The sequence below is a fragment of the Actinoallomurus soli genome, from assembly GCF_024055715.1.
GTDB lineage: Bacteria > Actinomycetota > Actinomycetes > Streptosporangiales > Streptosporangiaceae > Actinoallomurus > Actinoallomurus soli.
Genome location: NZ_JAMXMV010000025.1, coordinates 54,692 through 81,652 on the forward strand (window position 1 = coordinate 54,692; position 26,961 = coordinate 81,652).

26 protein-coding genes are annotated in these 26,961 nt (G+C 72.2%); 12 read left to right on the top strand and 14 right to left on the bottom strand.

Annotation, left to right across the window (positions count from 1 at the left end):
- Window positions 1-160 precede the first annotated feature (160 nt).
- Window positions 161-1,456, bottom strand: a complete 1,296-nt coding sequence (locus NDW01_RS36795; RefSeq protein ID WP_252828987.1) for a sensor histidine kinase — start codon at window positions 1,454-1,456, stop codon at window positions 161-163.
- Between the two features lie 14 nt (window positions 1,457-1,470).
- Window positions 1,471-2,151 (bottom strand): response regulator, encoded by a 681-nt coding sequence (locus NDW01_RS36800; protein ID WP_252828988.1) that lies wholly within the window; start codon window positions 2,149-2,151, stop codon window positions 1,471-1,473.
- 171 nt (window positions 2,152-2,322) lie between these two features.
- Here NDW01_RS36800 and NDW01_RS36805 point away from each other — a divergent pair, with 171 nt between their 5' ends.
- Window positions 2,323-3,381, top strand: a complete 1,059-nt coding sequence (locus NDW01_RS36805) for an RICIN domain-containing protein (protein ID WP_252828991.1) — start codon at window positions 2,323-2,325, stop codon at window positions 3,379-3,381.
- 188 nt (window positions 3,382-3,569) lie between these two features.
- Entirely contained in the window at window positions 3,570-4,331 is a 762-nt protein-coding gene (locus tag NDW01_RS36810) for a DeoR/GlpR family DNA-binding transcription regulator (protein ID WP_252829048.1), read from the top strand.
- 88 nt (window positions 4,332-4,419) lie between these two features.
- On the opposite strand, the gene ptsP is transcribed toward NDW01_RS36810, so the two are convergent.
- From ptsP to NDW01_RS36855, 9 genes are all read right to left on the bottom strand, one after another.
- On the bottom strand, window positions 4,420-6,078 hold the full coding sequence (gene ptsP / locus NDW01_RS36815; RefSeq protein ID WP_252828993.1) for a phosphoenolpyruvate--protein phosphotransferase: 1,659 nt from the start codon (window positions 6,076-6,078) through the stop codon (window positions 4,420-4,422).
- Window positions 6,071-6,355, bottom strand: coding sequence for an HPr family phosphocarrier protein (locus tag NDW01_RS36820; protein WP_252828995.1), 285 nt, complete (start codon window positions 6,353-6,355; stop codon window positions 6,071-6,073). The genes ptsP and NDW01_RS36820 overlap by 8 nt, the downstream gene beginning before the upstream one ends.
- 13 nt (window positions 6,356-6,368) lie before the next feature.
- A complete protein-coding gene (locus NDW01_RS44090; protein WP_252828997.1) occupies window positions 6,369-7,403 on the bottom strand; it encodes a zinc-dependent dehydrogenase in 1,035 nt (344 codons plus the stop codon).
- The gene (locus NDW01_RS36830; protein WP_252828999.1) at window positions 7,400-7,846 is read right to left on the bottom strand and encodes a PTS sugar transporter subunit IIA; all 447 of its coding nucleotides are present in this window, start codon (window positions 7,844-7,846) and stop codon (window positions 7,400-7,402) included. Before NDW01_RS36830 ends, NDW01_RS44090 begins: the two co-directional genes overlap by 4 nt.
- On the bottom strand, window positions 7,839-8,138 hold the full coding sequence (locus NDW01_RS36835; protein ID WP_256514004.1) for a PTS lactose transporter subunit IIB: 300 nt from the start codon (window positions 8,136-8,138) through the stop codon (window positions 7,839-7,841). Before NDW01_RS36835 ends, NDW01_RS36830 begins: the two co-directional genes overlap by 8 nt.
- 5 nt (window positions 8,139-8,143) lie before the next feature.
- The gene (gene mtlA / locus NDW01_RS36840) at window positions 8,144-9,295 is read right to left on the bottom strand and encodes a PTS mannitol transporter subunit IICB (protein ID WP_252829002.1); all 1,152 of its coding nucleotides are present in this window, start codon (window positions 9,293-9,295) and stop codon (window positions 8,144-8,146) included.
- Between the two features lie 31 nt (window positions 9,296-9,326).
- On the bottom strand, window positions 9,327-10,277 hold the full coding sequence (gene pfkB, locus NDW01_RS36845) for a 1-phosphofructokinase (protein ID WP_252829003.1): 951 nt from the start codon (window positions 10,275-10,277) through the stop codon (window positions 9,327-9,329).
- 144 nt (window positions 10,278-10,421) lie between these two features.
- On the bottom strand, window positions 10,422-11,264 hold the full coding sequence (gene nudC / locus NDW01_RS36850) for an NAD(+) diphosphatase (protein ID WP_252829050.1): 843 nt from the start codon (window positions 11,262-11,264) through the stop codon (window positions 10,422-10,424).
- 115 nt (window positions 11,265-11,379) lie between these two features.
- The gene (locus NDW01_RS36855; RefSeq protein ID WP_252829004.1) at window positions 11,380-12,759 is read right to left on the bottom strand and encodes a dipeptidase; all 1,380 of its coding nucleotides are present in this window, start codon (window positions 12,757-12,759) and stop codon (window positions 11,380-11,382) included.
- Window positions 12,760-12,804: 45 nt separating this feature from the next.
- On the opposite strand from NDW01_RS36855, the gene NDW01_RS36860 reads away from it, so the two are divergent.
- The gene (locus NDW01_RS36860; RefSeq protein WP_252829005.1) at window positions 12,805-13,083 is read left to right on the top strand and encodes a DUF4031 domain-containing protein; all 279 of its coding nucleotides are present in this window, start codon (window positions 12,805-12,807) and stop codon (window positions 13,081-13,083) included.
- A gap of 159 nt (window positions 13,084-13,242) precedes the next feature.
- On the opposite strand, the gene NDW01_RS36865 is transcribed toward NDW01_RS36860, so the two are convergent.
- Complete coding sequence (locus tag NDW01_RS36865; protein ID WP_252829006.1) at window positions 13,243-13,851, bottom strand: HD domain-containing protein; 609 nt, start codon at window positions 13,849-13,851, stop codon at window positions 13,243-13,245.
- Window positions 13,851-14,630 (bottom strand): ABC transporter ATP-binding protein, encoded by a 780-nt coding sequence (locus tag NDW01_RS36870; protein WP_252829007.1) that lies wholly within the window; start codon window positions 14,628-14,630, stop codon window positions 13,851-13,853. Before NDW01_RS36870 ends, NDW01_RS36865 begins: the two co-directional genes overlap by 1 nt.
- 185 nt (window positions 14,631-14,815) lie before the next feature.
- Here NDW01_RS36870 and NDW01_RS36875 point away from each other — a divergent pair, with 185 nt between their 5' ends.
- The 9 genes from NDW01_RS36875 (at window position 14,816) to NDW01_RS36915 (ending at window position 25,754) form a co-directional block, all read left to right on the top strand.
- Window positions 14,816-15,934 carry an ATP-grasp domain-containing protein gene (locus NDW01_RS36875; RefSeq protein WP_252829008.1) on the top strand — a complete coding sequence of 373 codons (1,119 nt, stop codon included), beginning with the start codon at window positions 14,816-14,818 and terminating at the stop codon, window positions 15,932-15,934.
- Complete coding sequence (locus tag NDW01_RS36880; RefSeq protein ID WP_252829009.1) at window positions 15,931-17,466, top strand: IucA/IucC family protein; 1,536 nt, start codon at window positions 15,931-15,933, stop codon at window positions 17,464-17,466. Before NDW01_RS36875 ends, NDW01_RS36880 begins: the two co-directional genes overlap by 4 nt.
- A gap of 41 nt (window positions 17,467-17,507) precedes the next feature.
- The gene (locus NDW01_RS36885; protein ID WP_308211858.1) at window positions 17,508-19,109 is read left to right on the top strand and encodes an IucA/IucC family protein; all 1,602 of its coding nucleotides are present in this window, start codon (window positions 17,508-17,510) and stop codon (window positions 19,107-19,109) included.
- A 194-nt stretch (window positions 19,110-19,303) separates the two neighbouring features.
- Window positions 19,304-20,413, top strand: a complete 1,110-nt coding sequence (locus NDW01_RS36890; RefSeq protein ID WP_252829011.1) for a type III PLP-dependent enzyme — start codon at window positions 19,304-19,306, stop codon at window positions 20,411-20,413.
- 94 nt (window positions 20,414-20,507) lie between these two features.
- On the top strand, window positions 20,508-21,569 hold the full coding sequence (locus NDW01_RS36895; protein ID WP_252829012.1) for a glycosyltransferase: 1,062 nt from the start codon (window positions 20,508-20,510) through the stop codon (window positions 21,567-21,569).
- Window positions 21,570-21,612: 43 nt separating this feature from the next.
- Window positions 21,613-21,981: an ArsR/SmtB family transcription factor gene (locus tag NDW01_RS36900; RefSeq protein ID WP_252829014.1), complete on the top strand. Its 369-nt coding sequence runs from the start codon at window positions 21,613-21,615 to the stop codon at window positions 21,979-21,981.
- Window positions 21,981-22,625: an SRPBCC family protein gene (locus tag NDW01_RS36905; protein ID WP_252829016.1), complete on the top strand. Its 645-nt coding sequence runs from the start codon at window positions 21,981-21,983 to the stop codon at window positions 22,623-22,625. Before NDW01_RS36900 ends, NDW01_RS36905 begins: the two co-directional genes overlap by 1 nt.
- Window positions 22,626-22,896: 271 nt before the next feature.
- Window positions 22,897-24,246: a glycoside hydrolase family 6 protein gene (locus NDW01_RS36910; protein WP_252829018.1), complete on the top strand. Its 1,350-nt coding sequence runs from the start codon at window positions 22,897-22,899 to the stop codon at window positions 24,244-24,246.
- Between the two features lie 296 nt (window positions 24,247-24,542).
- Window positions 24,543-25,754: a globin domain-containing protein gene (locus tag NDW01_RS36915; protein ID WP_252829019.1), complete on the top strand. Its 1,212-nt coding sequence runs from the start codon at window positions 24,543-24,545 to the stop codon at window positions 25,752-25,754.
- Window positions 25,755-25,818: 64 nt separating this feature from the next.
- Here the strand turns inward: NDW01_RS36915 and NDW01_RS36920 are convergent, their stop codons facing one another.
- The gene (locus tag NDW01_RS36920) at window positions 25,819-26,958 is read right to left on the bottom strand and encodes an FAD-dependent oxidoreductase (RefSeq protein ID WP_252829021.1); all 1,140 of its coding nucleotides are present in this window, start codon (window positions 26,956-26,958) and stop codon (window positions 25,819-25,821) included.
- Window positions 26,959-26,961 lie beyond the last annotated feature (3 nt).

The following is a 26,961-nucleotide window of genomic DNA, read 5'->3' on the forward strand; positions in this document are numbered from 1 at the left end:
ACCTGACAGGAAAGCTTCCTGTCAGTGAACCCGGACAATAATCTTCTTAAAACAAGGTGTCAATGAAGTCGTAAGCCCTGGACAACCGGGTGAGGATGACGGTTGATCCGTTATACCGGCCGCCTGGGCCGCGCACCCTTATGAGCGACTTAAGCGCTCCCTAACGCCGCCCGGGGTCGTGCGGTCCCGGCTCCCGTGCCGCTCGATCGCTCGGTGGAGCGGCTTCCTCCGCCTCCAACGCTCCCGGCCGACGGCTCGCGTCCCGAGGCACGGCCGCAGCCTCCAGCAGTGGGACGCTGAGCTCAACGAAAGTGCCGTGGCCGACGGTGCTCTCGATGTTCGCGACGCCGCCTACCTCGCGCAACCGGGTCTGCATCGACTGGCGCAGTCCCAGCCCCTGTCGCGCGGTCGCCGTGTCGAAGCCGCAGCCGTGATCGAGCACGGACAACGTCAGACGTTCCGCGGTCACATTGACGCGCATCAACGCGGACCCGGCCCCGGAGTGCTTGGCGACATTGTTCAACGCCTCCCCGGCCGCCTCCACCAGAGCGCGTACCGCGTCATCGCCAAGGCGCGTTCGCGCGTCACCGAAGTCGCGCAGCCGGGTGCCGTTGAACTCCACCTGCAGCCCCATCAGTGCCTTGTCGCGAATCAGCCGCTGGAGCCCGACCGCGAGATCGTCCGGCTCGCCGGGCCCGAAGCCCTCGACCAGACTCCGCAGCCAGGCCGCCTCGGCACGGATGTGGGCCCGAAAACCGGAATCGGCGATCCAATCTCCGCGGGCCAGCGTCTCCAGAGTCTGCAGCACGTGGTCGTGCAGCATCCGGGCGTGCCGCAACCGCTCCTGCTCCGCGGCGAGAGTGGCCGCCCGTGCCACCGCCTGCGCCCCAACCTCATCGAGGCGGACGCCCGCGCGGCGGAGGTAGGCGGCGACCGCCCAGGCGACCACGGTGTTCGCGAAATAGGCGCCGGTGTTCGGAACCGCGTTCCACCCGGGGTCATGGTGCAGGCCGACCGCGGCCGCGACATAGGTGACGGCCAAGACGACGGTGAGCCCTAAGACCTGGTCGAGCCGTCTGCAGGCGAGGCCGATCCCGACGGCGCCGACCATGCTGAACGGGTACATGAAGTAGACCCACGTATGTCCATAGGCCGAGGCGGTCAGCGCGGCTCCCACGATCAGGCCCGCCGCGTTGAACACGGTGTCAGTGGCGATCATCCAGGGGACGAGGCGGCGGCGGCGCAGCATGACGGCGGCGAGGACGGCGCTCTCCAATGACACCGCCGCCACCAGGCCGAGGACACCGGCCGGATGACGGTACCGGGGCATGTCGAGAGCGAGCGCGACGGCGAGTTGCACGAGACCGAACAGGCGGTACAGCATCGCTGCGCGGACGAGGACCCGTTCGGCCTGCGTCGCGCCGGATCCGTGGGCGCCGAACTCGTCGCGGTCCACGGCCGGCCCTCGGGTCATACCGGGCCGCTGGGCCGCCGACGCTCCAGCGCGGCGCGGGTCAGCTCCGCCTTGTTGCCGACCTGCAGCTTCGTTCGTACCCGCTCGATGTAGGTGTCCACGGTCGCCTTGCTCACCCCCATACGCGTGGCCACCTGCGCGTGAGTGAAGCCGTTGGCGATCAGCCCCAGCGCCTCCTCCTCCCTGGCCGACAGCTGGGGCGGCCCGGACGGCGAGGGGCCGGGGGCGGACGGCCGGGCGAGTTCCCCGTGCAGGATGTCCGCGAGTCGCGGCGAGAGGGCGAACCCCCCTGCCGCGACGGTCTCGACGGCGGCGACGAACACCTCGGGGCCGGACTGCTTGGTCACGTATCCCGCGGCGCCCGCGCGCACCGCCCCCACGACGTCCGCCGGGCTGCCCGACGCCGACATCACCAGCACCCTGGTCTGCCGGGAGAGCTCCGCCACCGCGTCGAGGCACGGCATTCCGCCGTCGTGGTAGAGGTCCAGCACGACCACGTCGGGCCGTCCCTCCTCGCCGTGGTCGCTCAGCGCGCCGGGCAGCTCCCCCGCCGAGGCACAAGAGGCCACGACGCCGATGCGCCCGCTCTCGACGAGGATCTGGCTGACACCCCGTCGAGCGATGGGGTGATCGTCGATGACGGCCACCTTGATCATCCCGGGCTCCAACGGCTGCACGGCGCGCTCCTACCGGCCTCTCAGTGTCGTGTGTCGAACCCTGTTTGGGAAGGCCCCGTCAGAAAGGAGGTCGGTCGAAAGCACCACAACGGTGCAGGGCATTCACGCTTTTCCCGAGTCCGGCGATTACCCGTCATGACAGAGCCCGCCCCGCAGAAGCAGGGTGTGGGCATGACCAACACAGGAAGTGGTAAGCCCCGGCTGCGGCAACGTCTCGCCGCTTGCTGGGTGGCGGTCTGCGTGGCGGCCGCCGGTCTGGTGGGGTTCGGCGCGACCGCGGCCCACGCCTACGGCACCGGAATGGCGTGTGTCTTCATCCAGCCGCAGGGCGCGAAGTTCGCCGGCCTGAACTTTGGCCACATTGCGTGGGGGTACCAGACGGGAACATCCACGTGGGCTTACGGGTCGACCGAGAATCCCAACGGGAAGACTGAGATCGACGCTCCGGGCTACAACGGCGCGTGGACGGCGTCGGGGAGCTGGGGCCAGATGCTCAGCGCCTTCACCCTGCAGTCGCGCTATCCCTCCCACTCGGTGAACTCGCAGAGCAACTCCCCTCATCCCAGCGCCCCCTACACGAAGTACAAGTGCGAGTCCGTGGCGAATACGAACGTCACGAAGGCCAACGCGGCGGCCAAGGCGAACATCACGGCCGGATACAAGATCGCAACGAACGACTGCCTGACCGCCGTCATCCGGGTACTCCAGGAATTCAACGCGCAGAACCTGCCGTCCCGGCTTTCGTACCCGAGCCCGAACACCTGGTACGACGCCCTGGATTCGAACCACTGGAACTACGTGACCGGGCAACTCGGCGAGACCTGGAACAACTACAACTCGGGCATGTACCTGGACATCACCGGCCCCAGCACGAACAACGGCAGCAAGGTCCATCAGTGGACCTGGACCGGCGCCGACAACCAGTGGTGGTTCCGGTACGACTCGAACTACGGCAACGTCTTCACCCGGTACGGCTCGAACAAGTGCATGGGGGTCTCCGGATCCAGCCGCAGCGCCGGAGCACCGGTGGTGGAGTGGGACTGCAACGGCAGCTCGGACCAGCAATGGATCTACATCCCCACCGGCGGCTACGCGAACGGGTGGCCCCTGTACAACATCATCAACCTCAACTCCCAGCAGTGCCTCGGCGTCACCGGTGGAAGCAAGGCGCTCGGCGCGCAGGTCGTCCAGTGGCCGTGCAACGGCCACCCGGACCAGGAGTGGTACTGATCGGTGACGGCCGCGCCCGTGGCGAGCGCGTCGAGGCGATGACGTACCCGGCGTAGCGGTCAGCGGTCCCATACACGGGGGTCGCGCGAAGGGCCCGGGCTGGTCGACTCCAGCCCGGGCCCTTCGGCGCGTCGGGCGGCTACCAGGCTCGCTTGACGCACCACTCCCATGGCGGTACCACCGAGACCATGTACGCCGAGGAACGACAGCAGGAGATCCTCCGCCGCACCCGCGAGGCCGGCCGGGTCGACGTCATGACGCTCGCGGAGGACTTCGGCGTCACGATGGAGACGATCCGCCGTGACCTCACCGTCCTCGAACGCGCCGGCGCGCTGCGCCGCGTGCACGGCGGCGCGATCCCCGTCGAGCGCCTGGGCTTCGAGCCCGCGCTCGCGGCCCGCGACACGGTGATGACCGCCGAGAAGGAGCGCATCGCCAAGGCCGCCCTCGCCGAGCTGCCCGCGGACGGATCGATCATCATCGACGCGGGCTCGACGACCGGCCGGCTCGTCCAGGTGCTGCCGAGCGACCGGGAGCTGACCGTCATCACCAACTCTCCGCCGCTGGCGACCGTCCTCGCGACCCGGGCCAACCTGAACGTGATCATGCTGGGTGGCCGGGTCCGCGGGCGCACCCTCGCCACGGTCGACGACTGGGCGATGCGGCCGCTCGACCGGCTCCGTGTCGACGTGGCGTTCATGGGGACGAACGGCTGCTCCGTCGAGGCCGGCCTGACCACACCCGACCCGGCCGAGGCGGCGATGAAGGAGTCGATGATGAGGGCCGCCCGGCGCACGGTCGTCCTCGTCGACCACACGAAGGTCGGGAACGACTACCTCGCGCGCTTCGCCGCGCTCTCCCAGGTCAGCGTCCTGATCACGGACACCGGCCTGGACGCCGGACTGGCCGCGGACCTCGCCGCGGAGGGCCCCGAGGTCGTCCGCGTCTGACGCCAGGGTGTTACGCGTCTGACGCAAGGAATGCCCCCGCCGTCGGCGGGGGCATTCCTCTGGTTCGCTCAGAACACGGCCGGCTCCGTCAGAGCACCGCGGCGCGGGCCTCGGCGGCGTCGGCGGCGTCGAGCGCGCGCCGGGCCAGTTCCTCGCACTCGGCGCGGTCGTACGCGGCCAGGCGGGCGCGTACGGCCGGAACGCACCGTGCGCTCATCGACAGCTTCGTCACCCCCAGGCCCACGAGCACGGGCGCCAGGGCCGGGTCGGCGGCGGCCTCGCCGCACACCCCGACGGACCGGCCGCTGCGCCGGCCCGCGTCCGCGCACGCCGCGATGAGCTGCAGGAGCGCCGGTTGCCACGGATCGAGCAGATCGGCCAGGGCGCCCGACTGCCGGTCGGCGGCGAGGGTGTACTGGCTCAGGTCGTTCGTCCCGATGCTGAGGAAGTCCGCGACCTGGAGCAGACGCTCGGCCCGTAGCGCGGCGGCCGGCACCTCGACCATCACGCCCGCCGTGCGCAGGCCGAACGCCCGTGCCCGGTCGACGAACGCGGCCGCCTCCACCGGCGTCGCGACCATGGGCGCCATGACCCAGACGTCCGCGGCCGCCTTCTCGGCGGCCCGCGCGACGGCCTCCAGCTGGGTGTCGAGGATGTCGGGCCGGTCGCGGGAGATGCGCAGGCCGCGCACGCCGAGCGCGGGGTTCGGCTCCTCGGGGAGGCCGAGGAACGGCAGCGGCTTGTCGGCGCCGGCGTCCAGCGTCCGTACGACGACCGTGCCCTCGGGGAACAGCGCGAACGCCTCGGCGTACGCGGTGACCTGCTCCTCCAGGCCCGGCGCGTCCTTGCGGTCGAGGAAGAGGAACTCGGTGCGGAACAGTCCCACCCCGGCGACCCCGTCCAGGTCCGCTCCCCGCAGGTCGGCCGCGGACCCGATGTTGACCATGAGGTCGACGGGATGCCCGTCGGCCGTACGGCCGGGACCGCGCCCGGCGGCGAGCCGGCTCCGCTCCTCGGCGGCCCGCGCGCGCACGTCGGCCGCCTCGTCGTCGCCGACGCCCGTACGGACCTGACCGCTCGTGCCGTCCACGGCCACGACCGTGCCGTCGGTGACGTCGAGGATCCCGGCGCAGCCGACGACGGCGGGCAGGCCGAGCGCCCGCGCGAGGATCGCGGTGTGGCTGGTCGGGCCGCCGCGCTCGGTGACCAGGGCGAGGACGGTGCCCGTGTCGAGGCCGACCGTGTCGGCGGGCGCGAGGTCGTCCGCGACCAGGACGAACGGGTGCCCGGGTGACGGCAGGCCCGGCATGGGCCGGCCGAGCACCGCGGCGATCGCCCGGTGCGCGATGTCGTCGAGGTCGGCCGCGCGTTCGCCGAGGTACCCGCCGAGGGACGCGAGCAGCTCACGATGCCGGTCGAACGTGGCGCGCAGGGCGTGCGCGGCGTCCTCCCCGGCCCGTACGCGCTCGGCGACACCCTCCCGCAGGGTCGGATCGGCGGCGATCATCGCCTGCGCGGACAGGATGTCCCGCGCCTCCCCCTCGGCCGCCTCGGAACGGGCCCGCAGGTCGGCCTCGGTGGCCTCCAGGGCCCGTACGGCGTCGGCGAGCTCGCGTTCGGTGTCGGCGACGGGGCGGGGGGCCGGCAGGTCCGGCGGGGCCGCCATCCGGGCCACCGGCCCGGCGGCGAGACCGGGACCGACCCCGATGCCCCGGAGAGCCCGCGCCGGGGCGTCGAGGTCAGGCATCCGCCGGTTCCTCGGCGTCCAGGTCGCGGGCGAGCAGGGCGGCAAGGGCGTCGAGGGCCGCGTCGGCCCCCGGCCCGTCCGCCTCCAGGGTGACCTCGGTGCCGTGCCCGACGCCGAGGGACAGCACCGACAGCATGCTGGCTGCCGGCACGGCCGGGCCGTCGCCGACGCGGATGCGCACGGGCGTCTCCTGGTCGGCGGCGGCCTTGACGAACAGGGCCGCGGGCCTCGCGTGCAGGCCGGTGCGCGCGGCGACGGCCACGGTACGTGTGGGCATGTCCACTCCCTCGTCAGGGCTCGATGGTGACCTTGATCGCGATACCGCGGGAGACGATGTCGATGCCATCGAGGACGTCGTCCAGCGGCAGGTGGTGGGTGATCAGATCGGCGACGGGCACCGCGCCCGAGGCGATGAGTTCGAGGGCGCGGGCGTTGTGGGCCGGGCTGGACCCGTTGGCGCCCACGATCGTCAGCTCCCGGTAGTGCACGAGGTTGGAGTCGCAGGCGATGACCGGGTTGTCCTTGGGCAGGCCGCCGAAGAAGCTGATCCGGCCCTGGCGCGCCGCCATCTGCAGCGCCTGCTCCTGCGCGGCCCCGGAGGCGGCGGCGGTGATGACGACGTCCGCGCCCCGGCCGTTCGTCAGCTTCAGCACCTGGTCCACGACGTCCGCGCCGGTGAGCGCGGCGTCGGGGTTCACGCGCTCGGCCGACATGGCCAGCCGCTCGGCGTTGAGGTCGACGAGGAAGACCCGCGCGGCGCCGCGCGAGCGGGCCAGCCGTACGTGCAGGCAGCCGATCGGGCCGGCGCCCATGACCACGACGTCGTCGCCCTCGCCGACGCGGGCGAGCTCCTGGCCGTTGAGCACGCAGGCGAGCGGCTCGGCCACCGACGCCTCGGCGAAGCCGACGCCGTCGGGGATGCGGTTCAGGCCGTCGACGGCGAGCACCTTGGCGGGCACGATCGTGTACTCGGCGAACCCGCCGTCGTAGTGGTAGCCCATCGACTCCTGGTTCGGGCAGACCGTGCGGTGACCCCGGCGGCACTCCTCGCACTGCCCGCACGGGATCGCGGCGATCACCTGCACCCGGTCGCCCGGGGCCCAGCCGGTCACGCCCTCGCCGAGCTCGGCGACCTCACCGGCGATCTCGTGCCCCATGACGCGGGGCGGCCGGATGTGGTGGTGACCGTGCTTGAAGATCTTGACGTCCGTGCCGCAGGTCGAGCAGTTGCGCACCCGGATCTTGACCTCACCCGGTCCGGGGGACGGCTCGGGCGCCTCTTCGAGGCGGATGTCCCCGGGCGCGTGGAAACGGGCGACCTTCACTGAGCGACCTCCTCTGTGTCCGGTTGCAGCAACCGGATCACCTCATCGACATCGGTGCTCTCCCGGAGGGCGCGGGCCTTGTCCGGGTCGAGCAGGATCTGGGCGAGCTCCGACAGCAGCCGTACGTGGCCGTCGCCCTTGGCCGCGATGCCGACGCACAGGACGACGTGGTTGCCGTCCCAGTCGACACCGCCGGGGAAGCGCAGGACGCACAGCGCGTCGTGGCGTACGGCGTCCTTGCCGGCGAGCGTGCCGTGCGGGATGGCGACGCCCTCGCCGACGTACGTCGAGATCGAGCGCTCGCGTTCGACCATGGCCTCGACGTACGTCGCGTCGACGGCGCCGACGTCGAGCAGCGTCCGCCCGCACTGGCGGATCGCGTCGTCGCGGTCGGCCGCCGCCGCGTCGAGGCGTACGGCCGCGCGGTCGAGCAGGTCAGGCACTGATCTCGCTCCCGTCCTTGATCGCCTTCACGAGGCGGCTCACGGCCGGGTCGCCGATGAACACCTGGAAGGGGACGATCGGCTTGTCCGGCGCGCCGGCCTTCGCCCGCGCGGCGAGACCGGCGTGGCAGACGACGACGTCGGCGTCGGCGGGGATCGAGTTGACCGGGGTGTGCTCCACCGTGACGGCGTTCTTCTTCAGCTCCTTGCGGAGCTGGCTGGCGAGCATGACGCTGCTGCCCATGCCCGCGTCGCAGGCCACGACCAGCTTCTTGACGTCCTTGCCGTTCATTCGCGTCACGCTCCCTGGGGTTCGGGGTGGGTGGTGGGCTGCGCCGTCTCGTGCGGCGCCTCGTCCATGATCGCGGCCTCCGGCTCCGCCTCCGCCTCGGCCTCCTTCTCGGCGAACCGGCCGAAGCCGAGGAGCAGAGAGCCGACGGCGAACGACACTCCCGCGGCGACCAGCACGCCCGCGAAGACGCCGAACCAGCTGCCCTTCGGGGTCTCCGCCGCGTAGGCGAAGATGCTGCCCGGCGACGGCGTGGCGACCAGGCCCGCGCCGGTGACCATGAACGTCCCGATGCCCGCGGCACCGCCCGCGATGGAGGCGAGGATCATCCGCGGCTTCATCAGGATGTACGGGAAGTAGATCTCGTGGATCCCGCCGAGGAACTGGATGATGATCGCGGCGGGCACGCTGGGCCGCAGCGTCTTCGGGCCGAACAGCAGGTAGGCGACGAGCACGCCCAGACCGGGGCCGGGGTTGGACTCCAGCATGAACAGGATCGACTTGCCGTGCTTGGCCGCCTCCGCGACGCCGAGCGGGCCGAGCACCCCGTGGTTGACGGCGTTGTTCAGGAACAGCACCTTCGCGGGTTCGATCAGCACGGACGCGAGCGGCAGCAGGTGGTGATTGATCAGCCACGTGACGCCGTGGCCGGCCGCGGTCGTGACGTTCCGTACGACGGGGGCGACGCCCCAGACCCCGAACAGGGCCGCGGCGCCGCCGATGATCCCGGCGGTGAAGTTGTCGACCAGCATCTCGAAGCCGGCCCTGGTCCGCTCGGCGGTGAACTCGTCGACCTTCTTCAGGATGTACGCCGCGAGCGGGCCGAGGATCATCGCGCCGAGGAACATCGGGATCTTGGCGCCGACGACGACGCCGACGGTCGCGACCGCGCCCACCACGGCGCCGCGCTGGCCGTGCACCATGCGCCCGCCGGTGTAACCGATGAGCACCGGGAGCAGCAGCGTGATGATCGGGTCGACGAGGGCCGCGAACTGCTTGTCGGGCAGCCAGCCGGTCGGGATGAACAGCGCGGTGATCAGGCCCCAGGCGATGAAGGCCCCGATGTTCGGCATCACCATGCCGGCCAGGTATCCGCCCAGGCGCTGGATCTGGGCCTTGACGCCGGTCCCGGTGACGGTGGGGGTGTACGCAGTGGCCATGAAGGGCTCCTAGTGATCTGCGTGACGTTAATCAGGCGATGAGCGACCGGCCGAGGTCCGGACGCGTGTGGATGCGGACGATGTCGCGCCGGATGTCCTCCGGGCGCGGCATCCGGCTGGCGGGCAGGGAGACCGCGGCGGCCCCCCATGCCAGCCCTTCGGCGAGTGCCGGAGCCCCCCGTGCCCCGGCCGCCAGGAACCCGGCGAGCAGCGCGTCGCCCGCGCCCACGGTGCTCCGCGGCACGGCGACCGGCGCCTCGCCGATCGTGACTCCCTCCTCTTCCACCAGTACGGCGCCGTCCGCGCCGAGACTGGCGAGCACGGTCCCGGCGCCGCGGTCCCGCAGCTCCTCCGCCGCCTCGATGACGTCGCCGACGCTGTCGACGGGACGGCCGACCGCCTCGGCCAGCTCCTCGCGGTTGGGCTTGACCAGGCACGGCCCCGCCTCGATGGCCTCCAGGAGCGCCGGACCGCTCGTGTCCACGGCGACCCGGACACCGGAGGCGGTGAAGAACTCGCACAAGCGGGCGTAGATGCCGGTCGGCACGCCCGGTGGCACACTGCCGCAGGTCACGACCCAGCTGGCGCCCTCGATCTCGGCGAGCACCCGGTCGGCGACGGCGTCGAGTTCTTCGCGAGACAGGGGTTCGCCCGGCTCGTTGAGTTTCGTCACCATGCCGTCGGGTTCGACGATCGTGACGTTCGAACGGGTCCGGCCCGTGACCGGTACGGCGCCCAGCGGGATCCCGTCGGCCTCCAGCAGGTGGACGAGCTGGTCGCCGTCCGCCCCGCCGACGGTCACCACCGCGACCGACGGCACCTGGTTGGCCAGCAGCGCGCGGGAGACGTTCACTCCCTTGCCGCCCGGGTCGAGCCGCACGGAGGTCGCACGGATCACCGCGCCCTGGACGAGGCGGTCGACCTCGATCGTGCGGTCCAGGCTCGGGTTGAGCGTCAGCGTGACGATCACGTGTTGGTTCACCGCCGTTTCGTCTGTGTTTCCATTTGTTTACGCCCACCTGCGTGGCGTCGTCAAGGGGTAATCGGGAATAAGGACAGACGAAAAAAGCCGCCTCCCTCCGTACGGAGGGAGGCGGCCGAACACCAGGGGGCCGGACGCCGGCGGCTACCAGTCGCCGGGGAGGCGGCCGCCGTACCAGCGCTCGATGAGCTGGCGCGCGATCGAGACCCGGCCCGGCAGCAGGATCTCCCCCGCCTCCGTCGCGGCCTTCAGCTCCTCACGCGTGTACCAGCGGGCGTTGCGGATCTCCTCCTCGTCGGCGTGCAACTCCTGCCCGGGATCCGCCGTCGCGACGAAGCCGAGCATGAGGCTGCGCGGCAGCGGCCACGGCTGGCTACCGAGGTACCGGCAGTCCCGCACGGTGATGCCGACCTCCTCGTGCACCTCACGCGCGACCGCCTGCTCCAAGGACTCCCCGGGCTCGACGAAGCCGGCGAGGATCGACACGCGGTTCTCCGGCCACCGGAACCCGCTCGCCAGCAGGATCCGCTCACCGTCGTGCACCAGCATGATCACGGCCGGGTCCGTGCGCGGGAAGTGCTCCGACCCGTCCACCGTGCAGATCCGGGTGTGCCCCGCCGACGCAAGGGTCGTCAGGGCGCCGCAGCGCGGGCAGTGGGTGTGCGTCGCGTGCCAGTTCTGCAGACCGACGGCCTGGGTGAGCAGCCCGGCGTCCCGATCGCTCAGCGCGGCACCGACCGTCCGCAGGTCGCCGGGCTCCGTGCCCTCGACCGCGGGCAGTGGGGCGGACACCGCGAAGTAGGCGACCCCGTCCTCGTCGGCGCCGAGGAGGTACCGCTCGCCCTCCGGGGCATCCTCCCGGCTCAGCAGCACGAGGGCGGGGCCGGGCCGGACCAGCGCCTTGCCCCGCTCGACCACCAGGACACGGGTGCGCGGGTCGTCCCAGGCCGCGGCCAGCCATGCCTCGTCGCGGCGGCGCTCCCCCATCCGGTCGAGCGTGCCGCGGGAGAGCGCCAGCCAGTCCAGCGCCTCGTAGGCTTCCGTCACGTCAGGCCCTTTCCAGAGGCTCGCAGCGTCTACAGACTCTTCTACAGGCTCGCGCCTACAGTCCGGTGGCGAACTCGTCCCAGAGGTACGCGGCGGTCTCCGCGCCCTTGAGCAGCAGCGGCATGTCGACCTTCTCATTCGGCGCGTGGATCTGGTCCTCGTCCAGCCCGACGCCGAGGAACACGAGCGGCGCCTCCAGGATGTCGGTCAGGTCGGCCTCCGGGCCGCTGCCGCCCTCGCGGGTGAACAGGACCTCGGTGCCGAATGCCTTCTCCATCGCGCGCTTGGCGGCCTGCACGCCCGGCGAGTCGATCGGCGAGAAGCACGGCCGGACGCCGGGGCCGGGGATCCGGACCTCCGCGCGGATGCCCGGCGGCGTCCGCTCGGCGACGTACTTGCGGACCGCGTCCTGCACCTGCTCCGGCTCCTGCCCGGCGACGAGCCGGAAGGACAGCTTGGCGTGCGCCTCACGCGGCACGATCGTCTTGCCGCCCGGACCGGTGTGGCCGCCCCACATCCCGTTGACCTCGGCGGTCGGCCGCGCCCAGACGCGCTCCAGGGTGGTGAAGCCCTCCTCGCCGTACGCGGCGCCGCTCTCCCCGGCCGTCTCGAGCCACTTCTCCTCGTCGAAGGGGAACTTGGCGAACATCGCCCGCTCCTCCTCGGTCAGCTCCACGATCCCGTCGTAGAAGCCGTCGAGCGTGACCCGGCCCCGCTCGTCGTGCAGACCGGCGAGCAGCTCGGCCATGGCGTGCAGCGGGTTGGGCACCGCGCCGCCGAAAGAGCCGGAGTGCAGGTCGATCGACGGGCCGTACAGCGAGATGTCCGCCTCGGTCAGCCCGCGCATGCCGGTGCACATCGACGGCACGTCGGCGGCCCACATCGTCGTGTCGCTGACGACGATCGCGTCGCAGGCCAGACGGTCCTTGTTGGCCCGCAGGAGGTCGGCGAAGTGCGGCGAGCCGGACTCCTCCTCACCCTCGATCAGCATCTTGACGGTGACCGGCGGGGCGGTGCGGCCGCTCGCCGCGAGGTTCGCCTTCAGGCCGAGCGTGTGGAAGAACACCTGGCCCTTGTCGTCGGACGCGCCACGGCCGATGAGCTGCTCGCCCTTCTCGAACGGCACGAACGGTGCGGTCTCCCACTCGTCGAGGGGCTCGACCGGCTGGACGTCATGGTGCCCGTACACGACCACTCTCGGCGCGGCCGGATTCTCGGCCGGCCACTCGGCGAACACCGCGGGCAGACCCTCGGTCTCCCAGATCTCCACGATCGGGAAGCCGGTCTCGCGCAGGTGCGCGGCCAGCCACTCCGCGGAACGCCGTACGTCGTCGCGCCGCCCGGGATCGCCGGAGATCGACGGAATGGCCAGCCACTCCTTCAGCGCGTCGAAGAACCCGCTCGCGTTGGCATCGATGTAGTCGCGTACGTCCATGAGCAGCCTTCTCGCAGGGGAAACATCCTCTGGCACTCTAGTCCGATGACCGTGCTCATCGATCGCCCCCTGTGGCCCGCCCGTGGTCGGCTCTGGTCGCACATGGTCAGTGACGCCTCGTACGAGGAACTGCACGCGTTCGCCGACCGGCTCGGCGTGCCACGCCGGGCGTTCGACCGAGACCACTACGACGTGCCGGCGGAGGTGTACGACGCGGCGGTCGCCCTGGGCGCGGACCCGGTCGGCTCTCAGGAGCTGGTCGCCCGCCTGACCGCGGCCGGCCTCCGCCGCCGCAAGCGCTCACGCTCCGAGGAGGCGGTCTGAGAGGGCCGCCGTGAGCGCACCGGAGGTCGTCAGTGCCAAGGATTTCGGTGCCATGAGCAACCACGGGTCCACGGCACGGACGACCACCTGTAAAGCACGCTATGAGCCGACGCACCTGACCGCCTGCCCCGCGTGAGCGACCACGATCCCCGGCGCCGGTTACGGCGCCGGGTCCGCTCCGCTCAGGAGCATGAGCTCGGTCTCGAGGTTGTGGCGGGCGGCCTGCTCCCAGCGCTCGCGGGCCGGGGCCGTACGGAACAAGGACGGGGCGTGCAGCAGGGCGCGCAGGATGTCGGCGCGGCCCTGCCGGAACACCTCGTCCGGGACCTCGGCGTACTCCTCGCGCACGGCGGCGGCGTACGCGGCGTAGCGCTCCGGGCCGGCGGCCAGGATGGCCAGGTCCGCGTCGCTCAGGACGGCGGCGTTGCGGTCCCCCGGCTCCGGGTCGTGCGCGGCGGTCATCCGGACCAGCCGGGCGACCTCCGCGACGGTCTCGGGCGGCAGGTCGGTGTCGGCCAGCATTCGCTCGGCGAGGACGGCGCTGCGCTCCTCGTTGTCGGCGCGCAGCGGCTGGTAGACCGCGTCGTGGAACCACGCCGCAAGGCGCACCGCCTCGATGTCGTCGGCCTCGCCGGCCAGCTCGTCGATCCGGTCGAGGACCTCGGCGAGGTGGGCGGCGTCGTGGTAGCGGCGGTGCGGCTCCTCGTAGCGGCGGATCAGCTCGGCGCCGAGGACCTCCGGGCCGGGCCACCGGGTGAGCAGGCTCATCAGAGGGCCCTCGCGGTCCAGCGCCCGCCGGTCTTGTCGATGGTGATGGGGTGGTCGAAGCAGGCGCTGATCCGCTCGGTGGTCAGCACGTCGTCGGCGGCGCCCGAGGCCAGCACCTTGCCCTGGCGCAGCAGGATCGCGTGGGTGGTGCTGGCGGGCAGCTCCTCCAGATGATGCGTGACGAGGACGCTGGTGAGCGACGGCTGCGCGCGGCGGAGCTGGTCGATGGCGGTCAACAGCTGCTCGCGGGCGGCGACGTCGAGGCCGGTGGCCGGCTCGTCGAGCAGGAGGAGGCGCGGCCGGGGCATGAGGGCGCGGGCGATGAGCGTGCGCCCGCGTTCGCCGTGCGAGAGGGTCGGCCACCGGGCGTCGCGGCGGTGGCCGAGGCCGAGCAGTTCGATGAGCTCCTCGGCGTGGTCCATCTGTTCGGGCGTGGGCTTCCAGTGCGGGACCAGCTCGATCGAGCCGGTCGCGCCGGTGAGCACGACCTCGTGCACCGTGCGACCGGACCGCAGCGGGTGGTGCGGGTTGACGTGGCCGATCCCGGCGCGCAGGTCGCGGACGTCGACCCGGCCGAGCCGGTGGCCGAGGATCTCCACCTGCCCGCTCGTCGGGTGCTGGTAGGCGCCGACGAGGCTGAGGAGGGTGGACTTCCCGGCGCCGTTCGCGCCGAGCAGCGCCCAGTGCTCGCCCTCGCGGACGGTGAGTGACACGTCGTCGAGCAGCGCCCGGCCGTCCCGGACGAAGCGCACGTCTTCCACACGCAGTACAGGAGTCATCGCCAGACGAGCGTACGGCACCCCGCGGCGCGCCATGGGCGCGGCGGGCGCGCGGCGCACGGGGAGCACGGCTTCGGCGGGGTCCGCGCACGACACGCGGGCACGGCTGTTGCGTCCGGCGGCCGGTCACGCCACTATGGTCACCCACAACTTAGGTAAGCCTAACCTGACCTCACGGGAGACTCGTGCGGCTCTACATCGTCGCGGGCAAGCGGACCGACTCCGTGACCCACGGCTTCCTGCCCGCGGCCGCCGCGCTGGGCCTCGACGTGACGTTGCTCACCGACCGGCCGTGGCCGGAGGAGACGGTCCGGTGCGATGTCACCGACTTCCGGGCGATCATCGACGAGATCTCCCGGCGCGAGGCTCCCGCGGCGATCTTCTCCAACAGCGACCACCTGCAGGCGCCCACCGCGCTGGCCGCCGCGTACTTCGGGCTGCCGGGCAAGGACTGGCGGGCCGCGCTGCGGACCAAGAACAAGGCGCTCATGCGCCGCGCGCTGGGCGGCGTCTTCGCGGTCGAGTTCCTGCCCGGCCAGGAGTCGCCCGCCCTCGCCGACGCGCCGTACCCGCTGGTCGTCAAGCCGCGCGAGGGCGTCGCCAGCGAGGACGTCTTCCTCGTACGGGACGCGGCCGAGCTCGCCGCGCGCTGCCGCGAGATCTGGTCGCGACGGCCGGGCGCCCTCGTCGCCGAGGAGTACCTCCCCGGTGACCTGCACACCCTGGAGACGCTGAACGGCCGCGTCCTCGGCTCGTTCCGCACGACGCTGTCCCCGCCGCCGCACTTCGTCGAGGAGCGTCTGGACTGGGCGCCGCCGCCCTGCGCCGGCCAGGTCCTGGACGCGCTGGAGCGGCTCGGGGCCGGGTTCGGCGCCTGCCACACCGAGTACCTCGTGCACGAGGGCCGCGCGCGCCTCGTCGAGGTGAACTACCGGATCATCGGCGACCACTGCGACTTCCTGCTCGGCGAGCTCCTCGGCGTGCCGATCTTCGAGTGGGTCCTCCGCGCCCACCTCGGGGAACCGGTGCCGGAGCCGCCGGCCGCCACCGGCCACGCGGCGGTCGACTCGGTGCTCGCCGACCGCTCCGGCACGCTGACCGCCGCGCCGGAGCGCCACGAGTACACGGACGAGGGCGTCCGGGTCGCCTACTGGCCGGTCCGCTCGACTGGGGACGTCATCGCCCTCACCCGGACGAACCGCGACTACCTGGGCACCATCCGCGCCATCGGACCGGACGCGGCCCGCGTCGACGCCGCGATCCGGCGCTTCCGCGCGCGGAACCGCTGGGAGATCACCCCGTGAGCCGCGGGCCGGCCCTCGCCTCCCCGCGGCTGGACGAGGCGTACCTCGCCGCGCGGGTCCTGGACGCCCTGCTGCGCGAGGACTACGGCGGGCTGTCCCGCCACGTCGACGGCGACCGGCTGACCCTGCCCGGCGGCCGGGTCGTGGGGCTCACGTCACGGGACGGCGGGTGGGGACGGTACCCGGGGTTCCTCGCCGAGCGGGTCGTGGCGGACGCCGTCGGGCTGGAGGAGGTGCTCGGCGTCGTACGGGCGCTGGCCGACCCGCGTGACGCCGTCGCGGCGTTCGACCGCGAGTGCCGGGAGACGCTGCGCGCGCTGCGCCTCCATGAGGCGGTACGCCCGCGGCCGTCCGGTCTCACCCGGTACGACGCCCTCGCCGCCGCGCTGGACCACCCCGTCTATCCGACCGCGCGGTGCCGCCTGGGCCTGGACGAGCGGGACCTGCTGGCGTACGCGCCCGAGTTCGGGCCGTCGTTCCCGCTCGCGTGGACCGGCGTGCGCGGATCCCACCGCCGCGGCGACCGCCCCGCCTGGTGGCCCGACCCGGGCGGCCTCGGGCTGCCCGCCGGGCACGACGTGTTCCCCGTGCATCCGCTGACCGCACGCCTGGTCCCCACCGTGCCCGGCCCGGCCGTGACCGTACGGCCGACGCTGTCGATGCGGACGGTCGCGATCGACGCCCGCGAGCACCTGAAGCTCCCGCTGCCGACCAGCACGCTCGGCCTGCGCAACCGCAGGGTGATCGTCCCCGGCACGCTCTCCGACGGCGCGCTCGTCGAGCGCCTGCTGCGCGCGATCGTCGAACGGGAGCGCGTCCCGGTGCTGCTCGCCGATGAGCAGACGTACGGCCACGCGGACGACCCGCTGCTCGGGTACCTCGTGCGCCGGCTGCCGGCCGACGGCGTCCCGGTCGCGGCGCTGCTCGCGCGGACGCCGGAGGGGCCGTACGTCATCGAGGAGCTGACCGACGACGTCGCGGCGTTCTTCGGGGCGTACCTCGCCGTGCTGTTCGACTGGAACGTCCTGCTCGCCGCGCGCTACGGCATCGCGCTGGAGGCCCACCAGCAGAACGTCTCGATCGTGCCCGGCGACCCGCCGCGCCTGATGATCAAGGACAACGACGGGGCGCTGATCGACCTGGGACGGCTCGCCCGCGCGCTCGGCCGGGCGCCGGACGCCGCGGAGTTCGCCGACCCGCGCCTCGTCACGACCGACCCGGAGGCCCTGGCGCGGGTGTTCGTCACGATCACGGTGCACCTGTGCGCCGGGGCGCTCGCCTTCGGGCTCGCCGAACGCGGGCTCCTCGACCTGGACACGGGACTGGGCCTCGTCCGCGACCGGCTCGACGTCGCGCTCGGCGCGTACGACGACGGGTTCCTGCGGGCGCGCACCCTCGACGCCGACCGGCTGCCCGTCAAGGCCATGGTCACCGCCGGGACGCTGGTCGACAAGCAGCGCACCGGCGCCCAGGACATCAACAAGCATTACGGCCCGCCCGGCCCGAACTACCTCAAGAGGTCGACCACGTGACATCCCTCGCCCGGACCGAGCCCCCTCCCGAGGTCGGTCACGTGAGGTCCCGCGCCCCCGTCGCCGGAGGCCGGGTCGACCCGGACGCGGCCACGGCCCTCGCCCTGCTGAACTGCGCGGTACGCGAGCTGTGCGCGCCCGAGCAGCAGGTACGGGTCGCCGACGGGCACCTCATGGCCCGGCTGCCGCGCGTCGGCGTCACGCTGCGCGCCCGCCTGCGCCGTCCGCCGCTGATGAGCCCCCGGCTGGCCGGGCCGATCGAGGAACGCCGCGGCGGCTGGACGGCCGTGGACTGGCGGCGCCTCGCCGACCTGATCGCCGGCGAGCTGGAGCTGACGACGGGGACGGTGAACCCGGAGTTCGCCGCGCAGGTGGCGGCCAGCCGCGACGCCATGGAGCTGATCGGCCGGCGGCGCCGGGCGGGTGACGCGGACCCGTTCCTGGCGTCCGAGCAGTCGCTGGTCGCGGGGCACCGGTTCCATCCCTCCCCCAAGGCCCGGCAGGGCGCCGACTGGCCCGCGTACGCCCCGGAGCTCGGCGCCCGCTTCCCGCTGCGCTGGCTGGCCGTCCGGGCGGACGCGGTCGTCGAGGAGGGCGACGTCTCCGTCCTGGACCGGCTCGGCCCGCCCGTCCGCGACGGCTACCGCGTCCTGCCCGCGCATCCGTGGCAGCTGGACCTGCTCCGCCCGGAGTCCGACGCCATCGTCGACCTCGGACCGTACGGCCCGGAGGCCGTTCCGACGTCCTCCGTCCGCACCGTGTACGTGCCGGACGCGTTCCTGAAGTTCAGCCTCGACGTCCGCATCACCAACTGCGTGCGCAAGAACGCCTGGTACGAGCTGTCCGGCGCGGTCGCGCTGACGCGGGCGCTGCGGCCGGTGTTCGACGAACTCGCCTGCGCGCTGCTCGCCGAGCCCGGCTACCGGACGGTGTCCGTCGGCGGCACGCGCCTGCGCGAGGGTCTCGGGGTCATCGTCCGCGAGGGCGTCCGCGGCCTGCCCGGCACTCCCCTGCTGGCCGCCGCCATCGCCGACCCGGACGGCGCCGGCCCGGCCGCCGTGTCCCGGCTCCTCGGCGACGGCGCCGCGCCCGAGCGGGTGCTGGCCTGGTGGGACGCCTACGTGGGGCACGTGGTGCCGCCGGTCCTGCACGCCTACCTGCGGCACGGCGTCGTCCTCGAACCGCACCTGCAGAACGTCCTCATCGCGGTCGACGACGAGGGCACGCCGGTGCGGGCGGTGTTCCGCGACCTGGAGGGCACCAAGCTGCTGCACCGGCCGTGGGAGTCGTTCCTCGCCGACCTGCCCGGCCCCGTCGCGAGCGCCCTCACGTACGACCCGGAGCGCGGCTGGAACCGCGTCGTCTACTGCCTGTTCGTCAACCACCTGGCCGAGGTCGCCGCCACCCTCGCCGACCACCACCCGTCGATGGAGCCCGCGCTGTGGCGCGTCGTCCGGCGGCACGTGGTCCGCTGCGCCGGGGACACGCCGGCGGACACGGACGGCGCCGCGCGGCTGCGGGCCCTGCTGGCCGGGGTTCCGCTGCCCGCCAAGGCGAACCTGCGCACCCGGTGGGCCCGCGACCCCGACCGGCAGGCGGCCTACGTCCCGGTGCCCAACCCGCTCGCCGAGGACCTCGCGTGACCGGCCGGCCTCCCGAGGGAGAACCGGAGGACGCCGTTCGGGGGGAAGGGCGGGAACACGACGTGCCGGGGCAAAGGGCGGAACACGCCGCGCCTCGGGAAGGGCGGGGACACGCCGCGCCTGGGGAAGGGCGGGGACACGCCGCGCCGGGGGAGGGGGCGGAACGCGCCGCGCCGGCGTCGCTCCCGGAAGGGGTGCGGGAACGCGCTCTGTCGGCGCCGCTGCCCGCCTACGTCTACGACCTCGCCGGGCTGCGGGCACACGCCGCGTCCGTCCGGGCCGCGACCCCGGTGGAGCTCTACTACGCGGCGAAGGCCAACCCCGACCCGCGCCTGCTGGCCGCGCTCGCTCCGTACGTCGACGGGGTCGAGGTCTCCTCCGGCGGCGAACTCGCCCACGTACGCGCGACCCTGCCCGGCGTCCGTACGGCGTTCGGCGGGCCGGGCAAGACGGACGAGGAGCTGGCGGCGGCCGTCGGCGGCCGCCCGCCGGTCCACCGGCTGCACGTGGAGAGCCCGCAGGAGCTGCTGCGTCTCGCCGCGCTGCGCCGGGAGACGGACGTGCTGCTGCGGATCAACCTGCCGGTCGCGATCAGCGGTGCCGCCCTGCGGATGAGCGGCCCCTTCGGCATGGACCCCGAAGCCCTCGGCACCTGCCTGGACCTCCTGGAGCGGGCGCCCTGGGTACGGCTGCGCGGCCTGCACGCGCACCTGGCGTCCGGGCTGGCGGCCGCGCCGCTGCTGGAGGTCGCCGCCCAGGTCCTCGGGTGGGCGCGGACCTGGATGGAGGGGCCGAAGGAGGTGACCCTGGGCGGTGGCATGGCCGTCGACTACCGCGCCCCCGACGCCCGTTTCGACTGGGCGGCGTACGGGGCGGGGCTGGCGTCGCTGCGCCGGGCCGAGGAGACCCTGCGGATCGAACCCGGCCGCGCGCTGACCGCCTACTGCGGGTGGTACGTCACGGACGTGCTGGACGTGAAGCGGTCCCACGGCGAGTGGTACGCCGTGCTGCGCGGCGGCACCCATCACCTGCGGACCCCGGTGACGAAGGGCCACGACCAGCCGTTCACGGTGCTGCCCGCGGAGGGCGGCCCCGCGCGCGGCGGGCCGGTCGCGAGCGGCCCGGTGACGCTCGTCGGGCAGTTGTGCACGCCGAAGGACGTGTTCGCCCGGCAGGTGCCGGTGGACCGGCTCGCCGTCGGCGACGTGGTGGCCTTCGCCCTGGCCGGCGCGTACGCCTGGAACATCTCCCACCACGATTTCCTGATGCACCCGAAACCGGCCTTCGCCTACGTCGACCTTTGATCGCGGCGGAGATATCCTCGGAGGATATCGAGCCCCCCGACATCCGACGGCGGTTGTCGCTTCAGGGGGCGGTATGCAGTCGATATGCCTGTGCATGATCGTAAAAGACGAGGCGAAGGTCATCGAGCGCTGCCTTCGTTCCGTACGCGACCTCATCGACCATTGGGTCATCTCCGACACCGGGTCCACCGACGGGACACAGGGACTGATCCGCGAGACGCTCGACGGGGTTCCCGGTGAACTGCTCCAGGAGGACTGGGTCGACTTCGGGCACAATCGCACGCTGAACATCCAGCAGGCGTACGGCAAGGCCGACTATCTCCTCCTCATCGACGCGGACATGGTCGTACGGCGTGACGGCGACCTTCCGGAATTGACCGCTGATTCCTATATGTTGCGTCACTCCGGCGAGCTGGAATACCGCATCAAGCGTCTCGTCAGAGGTGACATCAAGTGGTATTACGTGGGGTCGACGCATGAGTACCTGACCACCGACGATCGGGATAACGCGGTCAACCTCGACGCCCTCATCATCGACCATTTCGCCGACGGCGGCTCGCGCGGCGACAAGTTCGAGCGGGACGCGCGCCTCCTCCGCGCGGAACTCGACCGCGATCCCGGCAATTCCCGCGCGGTCTTCTACCTCGCGCAGACGATGCGCGACATGGGCGACGCACGAGCGGCACTGGACCTCTACGAACGGCGCGCCGCGATGAACGACTGGCCGGAGGAGGTCTATTACTCCCTGCTCCAGGCCGGGATCCTCCGGGCCGAGACCGGTGACTGGCCCGGGGCCATGGACGCCCTCGTGCGCGCGTGGGAGTTCCGGCCGGGGCGGCTGGAGGCGTGTTACGAACTGGCCTCGCGCCTCCGCCAGATGGATCGCCACCAGGCCGCGTACGCGTTCGCCCGCGCCGGCCTGAACCGCCGCGAGCCCGACGACTGGCTGTTCGTCCAGCCGTGGGTGTACCGCTGGGGGCTGCTGTTCGAGTACTCCATCGCCGCGTACTGGGTCGGTGACGTGCGGGGCTCGCTGGAGGCGTGCGACCGGCTGCTGGCCATGCCGGAGCTCCCCGACGCCTTCCGGGAGCAGACCCGCGTCAACCGGGGATACGCCGCCCGCGCCCTCGCCGGGACACGGCGTCGAGTCACCTAATCGGGCTGGACTTATATAAGGGTGCACTGATATTTTCCCCGGCGTGCACGCATTCGATGTGCTCGGGGATCCCGTTCGCCGCAGGATCCTCGAGCTCCTCGCCGACGGGGAGATGACCTCCGGCGCGGTCTGTGCCGTGATCCGTGCGGAGTTCGGCATCTCCCAGCCGGCGGTCTCCCAGCACCTGAAGGTGCTGCGCGACTCCGGCTTCGCCACGGTGCGCCCGGACGGCGCCCGGCGCCTCTACGCGGTGAACTCCGGCCCCCTCCAGGAGGTCGACGCCTGGCTCGACCGGTTCCGGCGCTACTGGACGCCGCCCCTCGAAGCCCTGGCGACGGAGCTCGCCCGTGGCAGGCGCGAGCGCCGCCGCCGGACCGATGACGGGCCCCACCCGGAAGAAGGGAAACCCTGATGGACGTCACCCACCAGATCAACGCGGTCCGCCGGAAGGTCGGCAGCCGCACGATGGAGGCGGGCGAGGCGCGCACCGTCACCATCGCCCAGACCTACGCCGCCCCGATCGAGGACGTCTGGGACGCCTGCACCGACCCCGAGCGCATCCCACGCTGGTTCCTGCCCGTCTCGGGCGACCTGCGCCTCGGCGGCCGGTACCAGCTCGAGGGGAACGCCGGCGGCACGATCGAGCGCTGCGATCCGCCGAATGAGTTCGCGGCGACGTGGGAGTTCGCCGGGCAGGTGAGCTGGATCGAGGTCCGGCTGACCGCCGAGTCCGGGAACAGCACGCGCTTCGAGCTCGAGCACATCACGCACGTCGACGACCACTGGGATCAGTTCGGACCGGGGGCGGTGGGGGTCGGCTGGGACGGGGCCCTGCTGGGCCTGGCCGGCCACCTCACCTCCGATCCCGGCGCCATCGACCCGGCCCAGGCCATGGCCTGGGCCCGGTCCGAGGAGGGCCGGCGGTTCTGGACGCTCAGCAGCGAGCGCTGGTGCGAGGCGAACCTCGCGGCCGGCGCCGACGAGACCTGGGCCCGCGCCGCCGCCGACCGGACGACCGCCGCCTACACCACGCCGCCGCAGCCCGCCGGCTCCTGAACCCCCACCCCGATCACACCGTCCTCCCCGCCCGGCGGCGGAGCGCGAGCGAACGTCCGTTCCCGGCTCTGCGATGAAAGCTTCACGGTCCTGGCAGGCGCTGACCTGCGTGAACTCCGGCGCGAATCCGACTCGGTTGACGCTCCGCCGACGCCGTCTCCACGATGACCGGCACACGCACCTCGATCCGCCGGCGTGATCGGGGATCCTCCGCCCCCTTCCGGTATCGACGCGGTTGCACATCGGAGTTCCTTCACGGAAAGGACGGGTAATGCGCGATCACCCTTGGCGTGACGGCCGCTGGAAGGCGGCCATCGCCACGACGGCCGTCGCCTGCGCGGCCGTCACGGCCACTCTGGTCACCGGAAGCGCCCGGGCCGGCACGTTGTCCGGCACCCTTTACCGCGACCCGACCACGCAGGTCGTCCGTTGGGTCGAGGCCAACCCCAACGACGCGCGTACCCCCGTCATCCGTGACAAGATCGCCAGCCAGTCGCAGGCCCACTGGCTGTCGGCGTTCAATCCCAGCACGGTGACCTCCGAGGTCTCCGGCGTGGTCAACGCCGCGAGCTCCGCGAACCAGATCCCCGTGCTCTCGGTGTACGAGATCCCCAACCGCGACTGCGGCGGCGCGAGCGCCGGTGGCGCGCCCGACTTCACCCAGTACCAGCAGTGGATCGCAGGCTTCGCCCAGGGCCTCGGCGGCCGGACGGTCATCATCACTCTGGAGACCGACGCGCTCGCCCTGCAGACCTGCCTGAGCGGCTCCGATGTCGCGGCTCGCGACCAGGCGATCTCCCAGGCCGTACAGACGATCAAGAGGGCCGACGCGAACGCCAAGGTCTATCTCGACGGCGGCCACTCGGCGTGGAACTCCGCCAGCGAGCAGGGAAGCCGCCTGAAGGCCGCGGGCGTCCAGTACGCCGACGGCTTCTTCACCAACGTGTCGAACTTCCAGCCGCTGTCGAACGAGGCGGCGTACGGCCGGTCGATCATCTCCTACCTGCAGTCCCAGGGCATTTCCGGCAAGCACCAGATCATCGACACCAGCCGTAACGGGGGTTCCGTCGGCGCGCAGGGCGATTGGTGCGGCGATGACAACACCGACCACCGCATCGGCAACTACCCGACCCTGAACACCGGCGACCAGAACATCGACGGCTACCTGTGGATCAAACCGCCGGGCGAAGCCGACGGATGCGTCTACCCGGCCGGGAACTTCGTTCCCGACCTCGCCTACAACCTCGCCGGCTCGGCCCCCAACCCGCCGGACTCGCCCACTCCGACGCCCACGCCCACGCCGACCCCCACCCCGCCGACGGGTGGCGGCGCCTGCACGGCGGCCTACCAGACGACGAGCTCCTGGCAGGGCGGCTTCCAAGGCCAGATATCCGTCACCGCCGGAAGCTCGGCGATCAAGAGCTGGAAGCTGACCTTCTCGCTGCCCAGCGGCGTCTCGATCAACCAGCTCTGGAACGGCACGCTGACCACCAGCGGATCCACCGCCACCGTCACCAACGTGTCGTGGAACGGCAACCTCGCAGCGGGGGCCTCCGCGCAGGTCGGCTTCACCGCCACCGGCAACGCGTCCTCCCTCACCCCCACCTGCACCGCATCCTGAACCGCTTGCCCGATGGTCCGGCCCGCACCCGAGGGTGTGTCCGGCCAGAGCCCATCGCGAAGGGCTGAGAACGACGACGAGTGGGCGACCTCCGAAGGTCGCCCACTCGCCTATTACGCACGCCGCGAGGGGTCCGGCTCTCGGCCGACCGGGGGAATCCGCTGGTGAGCCACCCTTTCGGTTAGGGTCGACAGAGAGACGGCGCGGGTCCAGCCACTGCCTGGACGCCCGGAACGGCGGCCGTCGGCGCTGCCCGACGGTCCGCACGGCACCAGATCCCGTCGAGGGAGCCGGTCATGCTCTCAGAACGCTCGCGGCCCATCATCGCGGCGACGCTCCCGGTGGTCGCCGAGCACATCGGTGAGATCGCCCAGCGCTTCTACGAGCACATGTTCAGGGTGCATCCCGAACTCCTGGACGGCACCTTCAACCGGGGGAACCAGGCCAGCGGGGAGCAGCAGCGGGCACTGGCCGGTTCGGTCGCGGCGTACGCCACCAGACTGCTGGAGACGCCGGAGCGGACACCGGAGCACCTGCTCTCCCGGATCGCGCACAAGCACGCCTCCCTCGGCATCCGCCCCGCTCAGTACCAGATCGTCAACGATCACCTGATGTGGGCGATCGCCGACGTCCTCGGCGAGGCCGTCACCCCGGAGGTCGCCGCGGCCTGGAACGAGGTCTACTGGCTCATGGCCCACAGCCTCATCCACGAGGAGCGCGGCCTGTACGGCGCGCGGGGGGTCACGCCCGAGACCGTGTGGCGTTCCTGGGAGGTCGAGAAGAAGTTCCGGGAGACCCGGGACGTCGTCACCTTCGTGGTCAAGCGGATCGACGACCGCCTGGTGAAGACCTCACTCCCCGGCCAGTACGTCACGGTGCGGATGCGGATGCCGGACGGGATCCTCCAGCCCCGCCAGTACAGCCTGACGAGGGCCGACGACGGATGCCATCGCCAGTTCTCGGTGAAGCGGGTCCAGGCCGCCGACGGCAGGCCGGCCGGTGAGATGTCGACGCTGCTGCACGATTCGGTGAGTGTGGGCGACGTCCTGACGCTGTCCCTCCCGTACGGGAACGTCGTGCTCGACGACTCCGGACGGCCGGTGATCTTCGCCTCGGCGGGGATCGGGATCATCCCGATGGCCGGGATGCTCTCCCACCTCGAGAAGGCCGAGTCCAGGCTGCCCATCACGATGCTCCACGCCGACCTGGAGGAGGCCACGTTCCCTCTGCGCCGCCAAGTGGTGAATGACATCGTCGAACTGCCGCACGCCGAGCTGTACGTCTGGTACGAGAAGGGCGCTCACAGCATCGAACCGGTGAACGGGGTCTTCGACGGGACCATGGACCTCTCGGCGGTCGACCTGCCGCACAACGCGATCTACTACCTGTGCGGCCCGCTGCCGTTCATGCGCGCGCTGCGGAGTTCGCTCCTCACGCGGGGCGTCGTCCCCGACGACATCCACTACGAGGTCTTCGGCCCCGATCTCTGGCAGGCCGACATGGATTAGCCCGCCGGCCCGGCCCCGCCGGAGGGTCGGATCGGTCAGTGGAGGATTCTCGCGGGACGGGCGCTCAGGGCCGGCCGTCGTCGCCGAAGTCGGGTACGTCGGCGGCCAGCAGGTGCTCGGTGCCGCCTTGGAGGATCTCGGCCGTCTCGATCGAGCGGGGGAGCATGGTCTTCTCGTACGTGCGGATGGCGTCGTCGACGGTGGCCGCGTTCGCGAGGGCGAGGGCGAGGTCACTGGCGTCGAGCATGGCGAGGTTGACGCCGACGCCGAGCGGGGGCATGAGGTGGGCGGCGTCGCCGAGCAGGGTCACCGTGGGGTTGTGCTCCCAGGCGTGCGGGACCGGCAGGGCGAAGATCGGGCGGTCGACGTACGGACCGTCGTTGTCGGTGATCATTTGGCGCATGCGGGGCGACCAGCCGGCGTACTCGTCGAGCAGCAGCGCGCGGATGCCGTCGGTGTCATCGGCGGCCAGGCCGCGTGCGGTCATCCAGCCGACCGGGACCCGCCGGATGAGGTAGACGCGGATGTGGTTCCCGCCGTTGCGCTGGGCGAACAGGCCGCGAACACCGTCGGCCGCGGCGGCGCTGCCCTGGCCGACCAGTTCGGCGATGTCGGCGTGCCGGTTGTCCACGTCGGAGAACCATGCCTCCAGGAAGCTCACCCCGGTGTACTCGGGGACGGCGGAAGACACGGCCGGGCGTGCCCGGGAGAAGGCGCCGTCGGCGCCGATGACCAGATCGGTCTCGACGGTCGTGCCGTCGGCGAAGTGCAACCGGCGCGGCCCGTCGGCGGGTCCGCTGATCGTGTCGAGGGCGCGGCCCCAGTGCACGGTTCCCGGTTCGAGGGAACCGAGCAGCAGGTCGCGCAGCAGGCCGCGGTCGATCTCCGGCTTGAAGAGCTCGTCGGCCTCCGGGACGTCGTGGGACCTGATCGTGCCGGTCGGGTCGATCTGGCGCATCTCCTGTCCCTCGGGACGGGCCAGCCTGAAGAACTCGTCGAGCAGGCCGGCTTCGCGCAGGGCGAGCTGGCCGTTGTCGGCGTGCAGGTCGAGGGTGCCGCCCTGGTCGCGCGCGTCGGGACCAGGGTCGCGGTCGTAGACGGTGACCGCCAGGCCGCGCTGCTGGAGGATGCGGGCGCAGGTCAGCCCGCCGGGCCCGGCGCCGATGACGCTGATCCTGGCGTGGGCGGGTGCCGGGGATTTCATGGT

Excerpts from the sequence above, each read along its gene's own strand:
- NDW01_RS36805 (WP_252828991.1), top strand. The coding sequence starts at position 2,323 with ATGACCAACACAGGAAGTGGTAAGCCCCGGCTGCGGCAACGTCTCGCC.
- NDW01_RS36810 (WP_252829048.1), top strand. The coding sequence starts at position 3,570 with ATGTACGCCGAGGAACGACAGCAGGAGATCCTCCGCCGCACCCGCGAG.
- ptsP (WP_252828993.1), bottom strand. The coding sequence starts at position 6,078 with ATGCCTGACCTCGACGCCCCGGCGCGGGCTCTCCGGGGCATCGGGGTC.
- NDW01_RS36820 (WP_252828995.1), bottom strand. The coding sequence starts at position 6,355 with ATGCCCACACGTACCGTGGCCGTCGCCGCGCGCACCGGCCTGCACGCG.
- NDW01_RS36835 (WP_256514004.1), bottom strand. The coding sequence starts at position 8,138 with ATGAACGGCAAGGACGTCAAGAAGCTGGTCGTGGCCTGCGACGCGGGC.
- mtlA (WP_252829002.1), bottom strand. The coding sequence starts at position 9,295 with ATGGCCACTGCGTACACCCCCACCGTCACCGGGACCGGCGTCAAGGCC.
- nudC (WP_252829050.1), bottom strand. The coding sequence starts at position 11,264 with ATGGGGGAGCGCCGCCGCGACGAGGCATGGCTGGCCGCGGCCTGGGAC.
- NDW01_RS36855 (WP_252829004.1), bottom strand. The coding sequence starts at position 12,759 with ATGGACGTACGCGACTACATCGATGCCAACGCGAGCGGGTTCTTCGAC.
- NDW01_RS36860 (WP_252829005.1), top strand. The coding sequence starts at position 12,805 with ATGACCGTGCTCATCGATCGCCCCCTGTGGCCCGCCCGTGGTCGGCTC.
- NDW01_RS36865 (WP_252829006.1), bottom strand. The coding sequence starts at position 13,851 with ATGAGCCTGCTCACCCGGTGGCCCGGCCCGGAGGTCCTCGGCGCCGAG.
- NDW01_RS36870 (WP_252829007.1), bottom strand. The coding sequence starts at position 14,630 with ATGACTCCTGTACTGCGTGTGGAAGACGTGCGCTTCGTCCGGGACGGC.
- NDW01_RS36895 (WP_252829012.1), top strand. The coding sequence starts at position 20,508 with ATGATCGTAAAAGACGAGGCGAAGGTCATCGAGCGCTGCCTTCGTTCC.
- NDW01_RS36905 (WP_252829016.1), top strand. The coding sequence starts at position 21,981 with ATGGACGTCACCCACCAGATCAACGCGGTCCGCCGGAAGGTCGGCAGC.
- NDW01_RS36910 (WP_252829018.1), top strand. The coding sequence starts at position 22,897 with ATGCGCGATCACCCTTGGCGTGACGGCCGCTGGAAGGCGGCCATCGCC.
- NDW01_RS36915 (WP_252829019.1), top strand. The coding sequence starts at position 24,543 with ATGCTCTCAGAACGCTCGCGGCCCATCATCGCGGCGACGCTCCCGGTG.
- NDW01_RS36920 (WP_252829021.1), bottom strand. The coding sequence starts at position 26,958 with ATGAAATCCCCGGCACCCGCCCACGCCAGGATCAGCGTCATCGGCGCC.